A 14,921-nucleotide genomic window follows, 5' to 3' on the forward strand; every position below is an offset into this window, starting at 1 on the left:
TAGTCGCCACATCTGCTTCGCGGGATGGGAGTATCCCATCTCGGGGATGCCGCGTGTGGAGGTTGCGATGACGCAGACCGGTCCAGTGCCGTCGACCGCGCGCAAGGCGATAGTCGCAACGCTCGCCGCTGCCGCGGCGCTCTCGTTGGCCTCCTGCGGATCGGACAACAAGACGCCCCCGACGACCTCGTCGTCGGTGACGTCCACCACGCGCACCAAGGTGCCGTCCAGCTCTAGCATTTCCGTCTACACGCCGCCCACGGTGACAACGGGAACGCCGCCGACGACGGACCGTACGACACCGCTGCCATCCACCCCAACGACCACGCTGCCCCCCTCCGTGACAACCGGCATTCCGCCGAGCCCGACCACCGCATCTCCGGTTCCGTCGCCGTGAGCGAGGAAGAGGGTTCGCCCGCCATGCCGAAGTGGATCGGCGTTGTGGGGTTGTTCATCGCGCCGACCACCATCATCACCTCGCTGTGCTACTTCTACGGCTACGTCGCCACCCGAACCTATTTCTCGTATTTCGGAATCGACACGGACGCAATCGGATTCACCACCACCGACTATGTCGTCAAGAGCCTGCCGGCGCTGTACGTGCCGCTGGTGGTGGGCCTGTTCGCGTGGGTGGCCATGCTCTGGGCCGCCGATTACCTGCGTCGCCTGGTGCAATCCGGTCGCCGGCCCCGGTTGCTGCGCGGGGTCGCGTGGGTGTCCATCGCCCTCGGAGTGGTCGGCGTGGCCATCGCGATCGTCGGGCTGACCAAGCCCGATTGGGCCCCGATTCAGGCCGACGTCGCGACGCCGGTGGCACTCGGCCTGGGCGCCGCCCTCCTGATGGTCGGGCTGTGGCTGCTCGGCGGAACCCGCACCAGCGATGCGCCGCGACCGTTCGCGGCCGCCGAACGGGGCAGCCTCGTGGTGGCGGCCGGGGCGATCGTGGTGGCGTTATTTTGGGTCGCCGACATCTTCGCCACCTTCCGCGGTCACGACCTCGCTATCAACACCAATGCGGGTTTGTGGTCGCGGGAGAACGTCGTCGTCCTGGATGTGGACGCCAAGCAGGATGTGCCGCTGCTGCTGGGCAATCAGATCAAGGTGAGCTGGGCCCCGCAGGGCGCCGACCCGTCGGCGAAGTCGGCCTTCCTGCGCTACGAGTGTTTCCGCTCGCTGGCCGTCCACAATGACCGGTGGGTATTGGTGCCGGCCCGATGGGCTCCGGCCGCGGGATTTGCCGTCATCGTCAATGCCGATGCCTCTCATGTCATTTCGCTGAAGCGGATTGAGCACATCGCCGACAGCGCCGCAGCGAAAAACACCGACGCGGGCTGGGAGTGCCCGGAGGTCGGCATCGACACGCAGGGCAAGTAGTTGCTCTGGCAAAATCACGTAGCCGAAAATTCAGATTAAAACTCTTGCGGCGGCATCGGATCCGGCGTTAGCTTCACGGCCATGACTATCAGCACCGCACAGACAATGACCCTGGGCCGCGTTGGCGGCGGAGCCGGTGGAGGCCGCTTCTTCGGTGGCGGAGCGGGCGGAGGCTTCGTGGGCGGCGGAGCCGGCGGAGGCTTTGTCGGCGGCGGGGCCGGCGGGGGCTTCGTCGGCGGCGGCGCCGGCGGCGGCCGCTAACCCTTCACGCGATCGGGCGGGGCGGCTCGTCGGGATCGGCCGTCCCCGCCAGGTCGACTTGCATCCACGCGACGTCGTGCCAGCGGCCGTGTTTCCATGCGATGCGCCGATATAGGCCGGCGTCGCGGAATCCGAACGACCGGTGGAACGCGTTGCTGGCCTCGTTCGGCTGGGTGATGCCGGCGAGCGCTTGCCGGTACCCGCGCTCGGCGAGCCGGCGCAGTAGTTCCGTGTAGAGCTGGCGGCCGCAGCCCGTGCGGTGACGGGCGGGGTCGACGTAGATGCCCGTCTCGACCGACCACTGAAAGCTGGGCAGGCGCCAGAGCACATGGCCGTACGCGAAGCCGACTACGCGACCCGCCCGTTCGAGCACCAGCCATTCGTGGGCGCCGGCGACGCGGCCGGCCATCTCCCCAACGCTGGGGACTTCGAGCTCCCAGCTGACGGTCGTGTCGGTGACATAGGGCCGATAGATCGCAAGGCACGCCTCGGCATCCGATGTGGACGCCGGGCGAACCCGACCGATTGGCATGCCCGTCATCCTCTCGCGAGACTTGCACTACGGCGAACTTCAACGGCGTGTCGCCGCCAAGGATTCAGTGTCGCGGCAAACAAGCCCGAGCTAACCGTCGAGCGCCAAGTCCTTGCGGAAGCGCTGCATGCCGTCGATCTTGTCCTCCAGCGACGCATCAGGTCCGGTGTAGAACATCCAGGGCATGGTGATGATGCCGGTGATGCCCGCGTCGGCGGCGCGCTGGTAGTCGGCGGTGGTGAAGGCGTCGGTCAACGGCGTCAACACGGTGAAATCGTGGAAAGACAAACCGTTTTCGGCGCGCAACTCCCGCAGCTTGCCTACGGCCTCAATGGCGCGCTCGGTCTTGATCAGGTCGCCGATCCAGCCGTCGTTGCGGGCGGCGCGGCGCAGCGCGATGTCGCTAAGGCCGCCGACATACACCGGTATTGGCGGCGGCGTCGGCTCCATCTCCAGCCGCGGTGCGCGGTAGAACTCGCCCTCGAACTCCGCCCAGCCCGGCCGCCACAGCGCCCGCATCAGGTCGATGATTTCGTCGGTCCGTTTCCCGCGGGCCTCGAACCGCTCCCCCATCAACGCGAATTCTTCCCGGCACCAGCCGACGCCGATGCCGAGCTCCACCCGGCCCGACGCCAGAACCGCCGCGGTGCCAATGGCTTTCGCGGCCGAATAGGGGTTGCGCATCGCGGGAATGTAGACGGTCGTGACGAACCGCAGGCGCGTGGTGACCTGAGCCAGCGCGCCGACCAGCACCCACGGATCGGGCCAGTCGGTGAACGGCTGCCAACGGCGTTCCCCGTCCTTGGTGTACGGGTACGGCGTGTCAAGGGTCTCCAGGTTGACGACGTGGTCGGGGATCCCGATGCCGTCGTAGCCGAGTTCGTCGGCGGCCTTGGCCAGCTCGATGATCTCCCGGGTGTTCAAAAACGCGCTGCTGATGTAGAACTTCATTCGGCTTCCCGCGCCCACGCCGGCTCGATGAAGACGCCTTCGGCCTCGACGGTGACCCCGTTCGCGTCTGAAATCGTGCCGCGCGCAAACACTTTGACGCCTTCCTTGCCGTCCACCCACGCCTCGGACCGCAGCGGGCCCAACGGGGTGCCGCGCCGGTACTTGACGGTGATGGTGCCGGTGAAGCGCGCCTTGGACAGCCCCTCGCTGGCCGCCTCGCCGAGCATGTGATCGAGCACCAGGGCGCTGACGCCGCCGTGCACCAGTTTCGGCGGGCCCTCGTACGCCGAGCCGAGGACGAACTCGCTCCAGCAGCGGCCGCCGCCGTCGTGGTGGACGACGATCGGCGGCGCGATCGGGTTGCACACGCCAATCGCGGCGTTGCCCAGCGGCAGCGGTCGGCCGTTGACGCGGTAGCTCACGCCCATCGGCCGGGTCCGTTGCCGCAGCGACCGGGTGACGGCCTCGATCGCGGCGCGCGCCTGGGTGACGACGTCGTCGCCGACCTCGGTCCGGATGGTCGCGTCGACAAGCTCGCGCACGGCGTCGGCCAACGGGGCATACAGGGCGGTCACGCGCTGAGCCTCCGCCGCGTCGAGCACCTCGAATATGGCGTCCAACGCGCCGGTCTCCTGAGTCAACTTCCAAACACCTTTCGTACCACGGCTTTTGCCCGCCGCGTGACCCGCAGATAGTTGTCCAAGAACTCCCCGCCGTCATCGGTCGGCCAGCCCGCGGCCACCGCGACCGCGTTGAGCTGGCGGCCCGGCCCGGGCAGCTGGTCGGTCGGCTTGCCGCGGACCAGCACCAGCGCGTTGCGCGCCCGGGTCGCGGTCAGCCACGCCTGCCGGAGCAGGTCGACCTCATCGGCGGGCACCAGGTCGGCCGCGGCGATCGCGTCCAGGCACTGCAGCGTGGAGGTGTTGTGCAGGGCGGGAATTCGGTGCGCGTGCCGCAGCTGCATCAGCTGCACGGTCCATTCGACGTCGGCCAGCCCGCCGCGGCCCAGCTTGGTGTGCGTGTTCGGGTCGGCGCCGCGCGGCAGCCGCTCGGCGTCGACGCGGGCCTTGATGCGGCGGATCTCCCGCACCGCCTCGGCGGACACCCCGTCGGCCGGGTAGCGCGTCCGGTCGGCCATCAACAGGAACCGCTGCCCCAGGTCCGCGTCGCCGGCGACCGCGTGCGCGCGCAGCAGCGCCTGAATCTCCCACGGCTGCGCCCACTGCTCGTAATAGGCGGCGTAGGCACCCAGCGTGCGCACCAGCGGGCCCTGCCGGCCTTCGGGCCGCAGGTTGGCGTCGACCTCCAGCGGCGGGTCGACGCTGGGCGTGCCCAGCAGCGTGCGCACCTGTTCGGCGACCGTCGTCGACCACCGGATCGCCACCGAGTCCTCGGCCCCGTGGGCGGGCTCGCACACGAACATCACGTCCGCGTCGGATCCGTAGCCAAGTTCGGCGCCGCCCAGCCTGCCCATGCCGATCACCGCGATGGCGGCCGGCGCCGTGCCGTCCTTGGGCAGGTTGGCGCGGATCATCGCGTCCAGCGCGGCCTGCAGCACGGCCACCCACACCGAGGTGAGCGCCCGGCACACGTCGGTGACCTCGAGGAAGCCCAGCAGGTCGGCCGAGCCGATGCGGGCCAGTTCGCGGCGGCGCAGCGTGCGGGCGGCCGCGATTGCGCGCGGCGCGTCCGGGTGGCGCCCGGCCGAGGCGATCAGCGCGCGGGCCACCGCGGCCGGGTCCGTCTCGAGCAGCTTGGGGCCGGCCGCACCGTCGCTGTAGTCCTGAATCACTCGCGGCGCGCGCATCAACAGGTCCGGCACGAACGCGGAGGTGCCCAGCACGTGCATCAGTCGCCTGGCCACCGCCGGCTTGTCGCGCAGCGTCGACAGATACCAGTTCTCGGCGGCCAGCGCCTCGGATAGCCGGCGGTAGGCCAGCAGTCCGCCGTCGGGATCCGGCGCGTACGACATCCAGTTCAGCAGCCTGGGCAACAGCACCGACTGCACGCGACCGCGCCGGCCGCTCTGATTGACCAGCGCCGACATGTGTTTCAACGCGCTCTGCGGGCCCTCGTAGCCGAGCGCGGCCAGCTGACGCTCGGCGGCCTCCGGGGTCATGCCGTGCCCGATCTCCAGGCCGGCCGGGCCGATCGATTCCAGCAGCGGCTGGTAGAAGAGCTTGGCATGAAGCTGCGACACCCGCAGGTTCTGGTGCCGCAGCTCCTCGCGCAGCACGCCCGCGGCGTCGTGCCGCCCGTCGGGGCGGATGTGCGCGGCGCGGGCCAGCCAGCGCACCGCCTCCTCGTCCTCGGCTTCGGGCAACAGGTGGGTGCGCTTGAGCCGCTGCAGTTGCAGCCGGTGCTCGAGCAGCCGGAGGAACTCGTAGGAAGCGGTCAGGTTCGCCGCGTCCTCGCGGCCGATGTAGCCGCCCTGCCCCAACGCATCCAGCGCGTCCACCGTGGACGCCACATGCAGCGACTCGTCGCTGCGGCCGTGCACCAGCTGCAGCAGCTGCACCGCGAACTCAACGTCGCGCAGCCCGCCGCTGCCGAGTTTGATCTCGCGGCCGCGCACGTCGGCGGGCACCAGCTGCTCGACCCGGCGGCGCATCGCCTGCACCTCGACGACGAAGTCCTCCCGCTCGCAGGCCACCCACACCATCGGCATCAACGCGGACAGGTAGTGCTCGGCGAGCTCCCGATCGCCCACGGCGGCGCGGGCTTTCAGCAACGCCTGAAACTCCCACGTTTTCGCCCAGCGCTGGTAGTAGGCGATGTGCGACTCGACGGTGCGGACCAGTTCACCGCTGCGGCCCTCCGGCCGCAGCCCGGCGTCGACCTGAAAGAAGGCCTCTGACGCGACCCGCATCATCTCGCTGGCCACCCGGGTGGTGAGCGGGTCGGCGCGTTCGCCGACGAAGATGACGTCCACGTCGCTGACGTAGTTCAGTTCGCGGGCACCGCATTTGCCCATCGCGATGACCGCCAGCCGCGGTGGCGTCCGGTCGCCGCACGCGCTCAGCTCGGCCACCCGCAACGCGGCGGCCAGCGCGGCGTCGGCCAGGTCCGACAGCTGGGCGCCCACCACCGTGAACGGCAGCACCGGTTCGTCTTCGACCGTCGCGGCCAGATCGAGCGCGGCCAGCAACAGCAGCTGATCGCGGTACAGGGTCTGCAGGCGCGGCACCACGGAACCCGGCGCGTCCGATGCCTCGTCGACGCACTGGGTGAACGCCGCGCACAGCTCGTCGTGGCTGGGCAGTTTGGCCTTGCCGCGCAACAGTTTCCACGACTGGGGGTGCACAGCCAGGTGGTCGCCCAGCGCCAGCGACGACCCGAGCACGGCGAACAGCCGCCCGCGCAGGGGGCGTTCGGTGAGCAGCGCCGCGTTGAGCTCGTCCCAGTCGGCCTCGGGGTTCTCCGCCAGCCGCATCAGGGCGCGCAGCGCGGCGTCGGGGTCGGGGGCGCGCGACAGCGACCACAGCAGGTCCACGTGGGCCTGGTCGTCGTGGTCGTACCAACCCAGCTGCGTCAGGCGGTCGCTCGCCGGGGGATCGACCAAGCCGAGCCGGCCCACGCTGGGCAGCCGGGGGCGCTGCGTCGCGGGTTTGGTCACGCTCACGACGGTATCGCAACCCGCCTGGCGCGCAGGGGAAAGGCGGGCGCCGGGCCCTACAGCGACAGGTAGGTGCTCAGCTCGTAGGGGGTGACGTGGCTGCGATAGTTGGCCCACTCGGTGCGCTTGTTGCGCAGGAAGAAGTCAAAGACGTGCTCCCCCAAGGTTTCCGCGACGAGCTCGGAGGACTCCATGGCGCGCAGCGCGGCATCCAGGCTCGTCGGCAGCTCGCGGTAGCCCATCGCGATCCGCTCCTCGACGGTCAGGTCCCACACGTTGTCCTCGGCCTGGGGTCCCAGCACGTAGCCCTTCTCCACCCCGCGCAGCCCGGCGGCAAGCAGCACGGCGTACGCCAGATACGGGTTGCAGGCCGAGTCGGGGCTGCGCACCTCGATCCGCCGCGACGACGTTTTGTGCGGGGTGTACATCGGCACCCGCACCAGCGCCGAGCGGTTCGCCGCGCCCCACGACGCCGCCGTGGGCGCCTCGCCGCCATGCACCAGCCGCTTGTAGGAGTTGACCCATTGATTGGTGACCGCACTGATCTCGGAGGCGTGCTCGAGTATCCCGGCGATGAACGACTTGCCCACGTCGGAGAGCTGCAGCGGATCGTCCGGGCTGTGGAACGCGTTGACGTCGCCCTCGAACAGGCTCATGTGGGTGTGCATGGCCGAGCCCGGATGCTCGGCGAAGGGTTTGGGCATGAACGACGCCCGCGCCCCGTTCTCGATCGCGACTTCCTTGATGACGTAGCGGAAGGTCATCACGTTGTCGGCCATCGACAGCGCGTCGGCGAACCGCAAATCGATCTCCTGCTGGCCGGGCGCGCCCTCGTGGTGGCTGAATTCCACCGAGATGCCCATGAACTCCAGCGCCTCGATCGCGTGCCGACGGAAGTTGGAGGCCGAGTCGTGCACCGCCTGATCGAAATAGCCGGCGGTATCGACGGGAATCGGCCTCGACCCGTCGTCGGGGCCGGGCTTGAGCAGGAAGAACTCGATCTCGGGGTGCACGTAGCAGGAGAAGCCGAGGTCGTTGGCCTTCTGCAGCTGGCGCCGCAGCACGTGGCGCGGGTCCGCCCATGACGGCGAGCCGTCCGGCATGGTGATGTCGCAGAACATCCGCGCCGAGTGGTGGTGGCCGGCGGAGGCCCACGGCAACACCTGGAAGGTCGACGGGTCGGGGTTGGCCACGGTGTCGGATTCCGAGACGCGGGCGAAGCCCTCGATCGATGATCCGTCGAAGCCGATGCCTTCCTCGAAGGCCCCCTCGAGTTCGGCCGGGGCGATGGCCACCGATTTGAGCGTGCCGAGCACATCGGTGAACCACAGCCGAACGAAACGGATATCCCGTTCCTCCAGGGTGCGGAGGACGAATTCCTTCTGGCGATCCATAACCGAAACAGTAGGCAACAGCTGTTAATTCTGTGTTACCGATGCGCGCTCGGAACAATTGCGAACATTGCAAACAGGCTGCTCAGTGCCGTCAAGACTGGCACCGGTAGGACGGCGGCGGCAACGTCCCCGCGACGAGATAACGCGTCACAGCGCCGTCCACACACTGGTCGCCGTTGAACACCGCGGTGTGTTGGGTCCCGTCGTAGGTGATCAGCGGGCCGCCCAGTTGGCGGGCCAGGTTGACGCCGGCCTGATATGGGGTGGCCGGATCGTGCGTGGTGGAGACGACGACGACCTTGCCCGGCGCCGCCGGCGAGGCCGCGTGCGGCGTCGACGTCGCCGGCACCGGCCACAGCGCGCACAGGTCGCGGGGGGCGTCCCCGGTGAACTGCCCGTAGCTGAGGAACGGGGCCGCCTGGCGGATGCGCCGATCCGCCGACACCCAGCTCGCCGAATCCTTCGGCGTGGGCGCGTCGACGCACCGGATCGCATTGAACGCATCCTGATCGTTGGTGTAGTGCCCGCCGCGGTCGCGGCCCTCATAGTCGTCGGCGAGCAGCAACAGGTCGCCCGCGTCGGTGCCGCGCTGCAGCCCGAGCAGGCCGCTGGTCAGGTACTTCCAGTGCGCCGGCGTGTACAGCGCGTTGATGGTGCCGGTGGTCGCGTCGGCATAACTCAGGCCGCGGGAGTCCGACGTGTGGCCCGGCTTGGCGACCAACGGGTCGACGAGGGCGTGATAGCGGTTGACGAACTGGGCCGGGTCGGTGCCCAGCGGGCAGCCCGGTGAGCGGGCGCAGTCGGTGGCGTAGTCGTTGAAAGCGGTTTGGAATCCCGCCATCTGCTGCACGTTCTCGTCGACCGGGCCGACGGTCGGGTCGATCGCGCCGTCGAGCACCATCGTCCGGACGTGGGCGCCGAAGCGCTCCAGGTACGCGGTCCCCAGCTCGGTGCCGTAGCTATAGCCGAGGTAGTTGATCTGATCGTCGCCCAGCGCCTGGCGGACCATGTCCATGTCGCGGGCCACCGACGCGGTGCCGACGTTGGCCAGGAACCCGGTGCCCATCCGGGTCACGCACTGCTGGGCCAGCTGCTCATAAAGCTGTTCGATGTGCGCCACGCCGGCCGGACTGTAGTCGACCATCGGCTCGCGACGGTAGGCGTCGAACTCGGCGTCGGTGCGGCAGCGCAGCGCCGGGGTGGAATGCCCCACCCCTCGCGGGTCGAAGCCGACGAGGTCGAAGTTGCGCCGGATGGGCGTGTTCTCCAGATCCGACGCCATCCCGGCCACCATGTCGACCGCGGACCCGCCCGGGCCGCCCGGATTGACCAACAGCGAGCCGATTCGCTGGCCGGTCGCCGGCACGCGGATCACCGCCAGCTTGGCCTGCCCGGCGCCGGGATTGTCGTAGTCGACCGGGACGGACACCGTGGTGCACTGCGCGGTGGGGACATCGCTTGTGTCCGTGACGAATTGACCGCAGCTCCCCCACGGCTGCGGCGTGGCCACCGACGCCTTCGGCGCCGGGGTCTGCCCGGCGTCGGGTTCGGGGGTGGCGCCGGCCACCGCCGATTGCCCCACCACCAACGCGAATGACAGCAGCGCCGAGCTCAAGGACCCCAGGCGCGACATGGCTGTCATCGTGTCAGCCGCGGGTACCCGAAGCGGCGCGAAACGATTACGCCTTGGTCTCGTCTGCGGAGCACCGGCGCGTTGCGTTGCGCTCGGCGTCAGAGGTGTACCCGCACTAGCACTTTGCGCCGCTGGGCGGTGTGGCGCCGCCGACCAGGTATGCCGTGACGTAGTTGTCGATGCAGCCGTCGCCCTGGAACACGACCGTGTGCTGGGTCCCGTCGTAGGTGAGCAACGAGCTGCGCAGCTGGTTGGCCAGATCCACCCCGGCCTTGTACGGGGTCGCCGGGTCGTGGGTGGTCGAGACCACCACGGTCGGCGCCAGGCCGGGCGCGGAGATGGGGTGCGGCTTGCTGGTCGGCGGCACCGGCCAGAAGGCGCAGGTGCCCAGCGGCGCGTCCCCGGTGAACTGGCCGTAGCTCATGAACGGCGCGATCTCCCGCGAGCGCCGGTCTTCGTCAATCACCTTGGCGCGGTCGGTGATCGGCGGCTGGTCGACGCAGTTGATGGCGACCCGCGCGTCGGTGGCGTTGGTGTAGTGGCCGTGCGCGTCGCGGCGCATGTACATGTCGGCCAGCGCCAGCAGGGTGTCGCCCCGGTGGTCGGCCAGCTCGCCCAGCCCGTCGCTCAGGTGATGCCACAACGTCGGCGAGTACAGCGCCATGATCGTGCCGACGATGGCGTCGCTATAGCTCAGTCCCCGTGGGTCGTTCGTGGGGGCCGGCCTGCCGAGCATCGGGTTGTTGGGATCGACCAGCGGGTCGACCAGGCTGTGGTAGACGTCGACGGCCTTGGCCGGGTCGGTGCCCAGCGGGCAGGTCGGTTTCTTCGCGCAGTCGGTGGCGAAGTCGTTGAACGCGTCCTGGAAACCCTTGGCCTGGCGCAGGTCTGCCTCGATCGGATCGGCGTTGGGGTCGACGGCGCCGTCGAGGATCATCGCCCGCACCTTGTCCGGGTAGGCCTCCGCGTAGGCGGAGCCGATCCGGGTGCCGTAGGAGTAGCCGAGGTAGGTCAGCTTGTCGTCGCCCAGCGCCGCACGGATCGAGTCCAGATCCTTGGCGACGTTGACCGTGCCGACGTTGGCCAAGAAGTTCTTGCCCATCTTGTCGACGCAGCGGCCGACGAACTGCTTGGTCTCGTCCTCGATGTGCGCCACGCCCGCCGGGGTGTAGTCGACGTTGGGCTCGGTGCGGAGACGGTCGTTGTCGGCGTCGGAGTTGCACCAGACCGCAGGCCGCGACGACCCCACGCCGCGTGGATCGAAGCCCACCAGATCGAACCGCTCGCGGACCCGCTTGGGCAGCGACTGCACCACCCCCAGCGCGGCCTCGATGCCCGACTCCCCGGGACCGCCCGGGTTGATCACCAGCGAGCCGATCTTGTCGCCGGTGGCCGGGAACCGGATCATCGCCAGCGTCGCGACGTCGCCGTCGCGGTGGTCGTAGTCCACCGGCACCGCCAGCTTGCCGCACAGCGCCCCGGGGGGAATCTTGGCCTTCGGGTTCGAGGACTTGCACGGTGTCCATTCGACGGCCTGCCCCAGCTTGGGTTCGGCCAGTAGGGCGCGGCCGCCGACGACGCGAACGCAGCCCGCGAGCAGCAGCGCCACGGCAGCAAACGCCGTCCCAACCAGCAGCGTGCGCGCAACCTTGTCGCGGGAAGACAGACCCATGCCCACATATGCTGCCAGAGCCAAGCTGAGATTCTCATGAGCGGCGCCACCGGCCCTCCGGCGGGCGACGGCGATCGGGCCCGCATGTATGGCACACATCACAGCGACGGTGCAACCGCACAGCAGAGATGGCAGAATGGCACCGTCAGACGAACCCGGGGACCCTGCGAGGCCACGAGGATCGACCCGACCACCACTAGGGACAATGATGTCTGAGCAGAACGTTTATGGTGCAGGCACGTCGGAGCAGCCGCTCCCCAAGATCCGCACCCATCACCTGCAGAAGATGAAGGCCGAAGGCCACAAGTGGGCCATGCTCACGGCCTACGACTTCTCCACCGCCCGCATCTTCGACGAGGCGGGCATTCCGGTCCTGCTGGTCGGCGACTCGGCCGCCAACGTCGTCTACGGCTACGACACCACGGTGCCCGTCTCGATCGACGAGATGATCCCGTTGGTGCGCGGCGTGGTGCGGGGCGCCCGGCACGCCCTGGTCGTCGCGGACCTCCCGTTCGGCAGCTACGAGGCCGGACCCGCCGCGGCCCTGGCGTCGGCGACCCGGTTCATGAAGGAGGGCGGGGCACACGCCGTCAAGCTCGAGGGCGGCGAGCGGGTGGCCGAGCAGATCGCCTGCCTGACCGCGGCCGGCATCCCGGTGATGGCGCACATCGGCTTCACGCCGCAGAGCGTCAACAGCCTGGGCGGGTTCCGGGTGCAGGGCCGCGGTGACGCCGCGGAACAGACCGTGCACGACGCGATCGCGGTCGCCGAGGCCGGGGCGTTCTCCGTCGTCATGGAGATGGTGCCGGCCGAACTGGCCACGCAGATCACCGGCAAGCTGACCATCCCGACCATCGGCATCGGCGCCGGCCCCAACTGCGACGGCCAGGTCCTGGTCTGGCAGGACATGGCCGGCGTCAGCAGCGGCAAGGCCGCGCGCTTCGTCAAGCGGTTCGCCGACGTCGGCGACCAACTGCGCCGGGCCGCCACCCAATACGCGCAAGAGGTGGCCGAGGGCACCTTCCCCGCCGACGAGCACTGCTTCTGACGTAATCCCCCAAACCGCCAAACCCGTTGTGTGGCAGGCGCGTACGATTGCTCTTGGATAGCTTCTCAAGAGCGAAGGTGAACACATCGACCGGGGGATTTGTGGTGACTTCGTGCACCGCCGAAGCGTGCTGAAGTTACCGCTATTGCTGGCAGGAGGCACGGCACTGGCCCGAGCACCTCGCGCGGTCGCGCAGCCCGCGCCTGGCACCTCGCCGCAGGCAAGCCGCTGGTCACCCGAGCGCGCCAACCGGTGGTATCAGGCTCAGGGCTGGCCGGTCGGGGCGAACTACATCACGTCGAACGCGATCAACCAGCTGGAGATGTTTCAGCCCGACACGTTCGACCCGCGGCGCGTCGACACCGAACTGGGCTGGGCCCGCGCCAACGGGCTCAACGCGGTGCGGGTCTTCCTGCACGACCTGTTGTGGGCGCAGGACCAACGGGGGTTTCAGGTCCGCCTCGCCCAGTTCGTCGACATCGCGGCGCGCCACGACATCAAGCCGCTGTTCGTGTTGTTCGATTCCTGCTGGGATCCCCGTCCCGAGGCCGGCCCGCAGCGCGCCCCCACCCCGGGCGTGCACAACTCCGGTTGGGTCCAGAGCCCGGGCGCGCAGCGCCTCGACGACCGCGGCTACCTGAACACGCTGCGGGCCTACGTCACCGGGGTGCTGACCCAATTCCGCACCGACGACCGCGTTTTGGGCTGGGACCTGTGGAACGAGCCGGACAATCCGTCGAAGTACTACCGCTCCGTCGAGCGGGGCGACAAGCTCGACCTGGTCGCCGACCTGCTTCCCCAGGTGTTCGGCTGGGCCCGCACGGTCGATCCGTCCCAGCCGCTGACGAGCGCGGTCTGGGACGGCGAGTGGGCCGACCCCGGTCGTCGCAGCGCGATCAGCGGCATCCAGCTGGACAACTCCGACGTGATCACATTCCACTCCTACGCCGCGCCGCCGGAGTTCGAGGGGCGCATCGCCGAGCTCGCACCCCTCGGGCGCCCCATCCTGTGCACCGAATACATGGCCCGCCCGTTGGGCAGCACCGTCCAGGGCGTGCTGCCCATCGCGAAGCGCTACAACGTCGGTGCGTTCAACTGGGGGCTGGTCGCCGGGAAAACCCAGACCTTCTTCCCGTGGGACTCATGGGAGCACCCATATCCCGCCTTGCCCGACGAGTGGTTCCACGACCTGCTCGCCCCCGACGGGCGCCCTTTCCGCGAGCCCGAGACTCAGACGATTCGCGAGCTGAGCGGGCTGGCAATGCATCTGCACGACGCGCCGCCCCCCGGCTGAGCTACTGGCACCGATTCTCCGAAATCGATCAACGGCTGGCGAATGCCCTCCAGGTCGGCGTGCGGTAACCGGGATATGGCAGGCTATGGGAGCCCATCACCACCCTTCCCGACGTTCAAGGCCGCGGCGACGCGCCCGCAACGGAGCCGAAAATGCCTGCTAAAGCGCCGCAAACCTCGCGCCATTTAGAGGTGGAGCGCAAGTTCGACGTCGGCGAGTCCACCGTGTCGCCTTCGTTCGAAGGCATCGCCGCGGTGGCGCACGTCGACAAGTCGCCGACGCAGACGTTGGACGCGACGTACTTCGACACCCCGGCACAGGACCTGGCCCGCAACAAGATCACCCTGCGCCGCCGCACCGGTGGTGCCGACGCGGGGTGGCACCTGAAGCTGCCCGCCGGACCCGAGGTCCGCACCGAAGTGCGGGCACCGCTGGACGCCTCCGGCCCGGACAACCCCGACACCGTGCCGGAAGAACTGGTGGACGTCGTGCTGGCGATCGTCCGCGACCGCCCGCTGGAGCCGGTCGCGCGCATCACCACGCAACGCGAAAGCCAGGTGTTGTACGCCGCGGACGGCACCCCGCTGGCGGAGTTCTGCAACGACCACGTCACCGCGTGGTCGGCCCAGACCTCCGATGACGCCGACCTGGAGCCCACCCAGCAGGAGTGGCGCGAATGGGAATTGGAGCTCATCGAGTCAAGCGGGGCGTCCAACGGCGCCCCCGACACCGAACTGTTGAACCGCCTGGGTAACCGGCTGCTCGACGCCGGCGCCGCACCCGCCGGTCACGCCTCCAAGCTCGCGCGGGTGCTCGGCACGACGCCGCGGCCCATCGGCGATCAGCCCGCCGAGCACCCGCTGCAGCGCGCGGTGGCCGAGCAGATCCGCGAACTGTTGGTGTGGGATCGCGCCGTGCGGGCCGACGCGTTCGATTCCATTCACCAGATGCGGGTCACCACTCGCAAGCTGCGCAGCCTGCTACGCGACTACGAGGAAACGTTCGGACTGCCCGACACCTGGGTCCTCGACGAACTCCGCGAACTGGCCGGCATCCTCGGCATCGCCCGCGACGCCGAGGTGCTTGCGGAGCGTTACGAGCGTGAATTGGACGGGCTGGCACCGGATTTGGTGCGCGGACCGGTGC

General features: G+C 69.2%; 12 protein-coding genes. 5 read left to right on the forward strand and 7 right to left on the reverse strand.

Annotation, left to right across the window (positions count from 1 at the left end; translation table 11 throughout):
• Positions 1-67 precede the first annotated feature (67 nt).
• Positions 68-397 (forward strand): hypothetical protein, encoded by a 330-nt coding sequence (locus tag WU80_RS25910; RefSeq protein WP_156349606.1) that lies wholly within the window; start codon positions 68-70, stop codon positions 395-397.
• A complete protein-coding gene (locus tag WU80_RS17225; RefSeq protein ID WP_055404007.1) occupies positions 394-1,374 on the forward strand; it encodes a hypothetical protein in 981 nt (326 codons plus the stop codon). The genes WU80_RS25910 and WU80_RS17225 overlap by 4 nt, the downstream gene beginning before the upstream one ends.
• 265 nt (positions 1,375-1,639) lie before the next feature.
• On the opposite strand, the gene WU80_RS17230 is transcribed toward WU80_RS17225, so the two are convergent.
• The 7 genes from WU80_RS17230 to WU80_RS17260 form a co-directional block, all read right to left on the reverse strand.
• Positions 1,640-2,167, reverse strand: coding sequence for a GNAT family N-acetyltransferase (locus WU80_RS17230; protein WP_156349605.1), 528 nt, complete (start codon positions 2,165-2,167; stop codon positions 1,640-1,642).
• Positions 2,168-2,257: 90 nt separating this feature from the next.
• Positions 2,258-3,118, reverse strand: coding sequence for a TIGR03619 family F420-dependent LLM class oxidoreductase (locus WU80_RS17235; protein WP_055404005.1), 861 nt, complete (start codon positions 3,116-3,118; stop codon positions 2,258-2,260).
• Positions 3,115-3,759: a PaaI family thioesterase gene (locus tag WU80_RS17240; protein WP_055404004.1), complete on the reverse strand. Its 645-nt coding sequence runs from the start codon at positions 3,757-3,759 to the stop codon at positions 3,115-3,117. The genes WU80_RS17235 and WU80_RS17240 overlap by 4 nt, the downstream gene beginning before the upstream one ends.
• Entirely contained in the window at positions 3,756-6,740 is a 2,985-nt protein-coding gene (locus WU80_RS17245) for a bifunctional [glutamine synthetase] adenylyltransferase/[glutamine synthetase]-adenylyl-L-tyrosine phosphorylase (protein ID WP_055404003.1), read from the reverse strand. The genes WU80_RS17240 and WU80_RS17245 overlap by 4 nt, the downstream gene beginning before the upstream one ends.
• 50 nt (positions 6,741-6,790) lie before the next feature.
• The gene (locus tag WU80_RS17250; RefSeq protein WP_055404002.1) at positions 6,791-8,128 is read right to left on the reverse strand and encodes a glutamine synthetase family protein; all 1,338 of its coding nucleotides are present in this window, start codon (positions 8,126-8,128) and stop codon (positions 6,791-6,793) included.
• Positions 8,129-8,219: 91 nt separating this feature from the next.
• Positions 8,220-9,770 carry an alpha/beta hydrolase gene (locus tag WU80_RS17255; protein ID WP_156349604.1) on the reverse strand — a complete coding sequence of 517 codons (1,551 nt, stop codon included), beginning with the start codon at positions 9,768-9,770 and terminating at the stop codon, positions 8,220-8,222.
• 106 nt (positions 9,771-9,876) lie between these two features.
• A complete protein-coding gene (locus tag WU80_RS17260) occupies positions 9,877-11,439 on the reverse strand; it encodes an alpha/beta hydrolase (protein ID WP_156349609.1) in 1,563 nt (520 codons plus the stop codon).
• A gap of 202 nt (positions 11,440-11,641) precedes the next feature.
• Between WU80_RS17260 and panB the strand changes: the two genes are divergently transcribed.
• The 3 genes from panB to WU80_RS17275 all read left to right on the forward strand — a co-directional run.
• Positions 11,642-12,481: a 3-methyl-2-oxobutanoate hydroxymethyltransferase gene (gene panB / locus WU80_RS17265; RefSeq protein WP_055404019.1), complete on the forward strand. Its 840-nt coding sequence runs from the start codon at positions 11,642-11,644 to the stop codon at positions 12,479-12,481.
• A gap of 112 nt (positions 12,482-12,593) precedes the next feature.
• Positions 12,594-13,775: a 1,4-beta-xylanase gene (locus WU80_RS17270; protein ID WP_055403999.1), complete on the forward strand. Its 1,182-nt coding sequence runs from the start codon at positions 12,594-12,596 to the stop codon at positions 13,773-13,775.
• 152 nt (positions 13,776-13,927) lie between these two features.
• The coding region (locus tag WU80_RS17275) for a CYTH and CHAD domain-containing protein (protein WP_156371798.1) at positions 13,928-14,921 on the forward strand (994 nt) is incomplete at its 3' end.

The sequence above is a fragment of the Mycobacterium sp. UM_11 genome, assembly GCF_001414075.1.
Classification (GTDB): Bacteria; Actinomycetota; Actinomycetes; order Mycobacteriales; family Mycobacteriaceae; genus Mycobacterium.